At 76.9% G+C, this 381-nt stretch carries 1 protein-coding gene; it reads left to right on the top strand.

Features of this window, described 5'->3' with window-relative positions; all coding sequences use genetic code 11:
• Positions 1-380: tetratricopeptide repeat protein (locus JHN63_RS52150; RefSeq protein WP_200692069.1), on the top strand; the 380-nt coding region annotated here is incomplete at its 5' end.
• Between the last annotated feature and the right edge of the window lies 1 nt (position 381).

Raw genomic sequence — 381 nt, 5'->3', positions numbered from 1 at the left:
CCGAGACCCTCCGCGCCCGCCACGGCCTCGGCGTCAACCTCGGCCGCCTCGGCCGCTGGGAGGAGGCGCTCGCCGAGTCCCGCGACGTGTGCGCGATCCGCGAGCGCGTCCTGGGCGCCGACCACACCGACACCCTGGTCAGCCGCCGCGAGGTCGCCGTCGGCCTCGGCTGGCTGGGCCGCTGGTCCGACGCCCTCACCGAGTACCGCCGCGTGGCCACCGCCCGCGAACGCGTCCTGGGCCCCGCCCACCCCGACACCCTCGCCAGCCGCAACGACGAGGCCCACTGCCTGGAACAACTGGGCCGCAACACGGAGGCGGCGGAGCTGTACCGCCGAGTGTCGGCGCTACGGCAGGGGCGGGGACCGGGGGGTCGTTAGG

This window comes from Streptomyces sp. MBT65 (assembly GCF_016612545.1).
Lineage (GTDB): Bacteria > Actinomycetota > Actinomycetes > Streptomycetales > Streptomycetaceae > Streptomyces.
The sequence above is the reverse complement of the archived record's forward strand: the minus strand, read 5'-3'. Positions and strand labels throughout refer to the sequence as shown.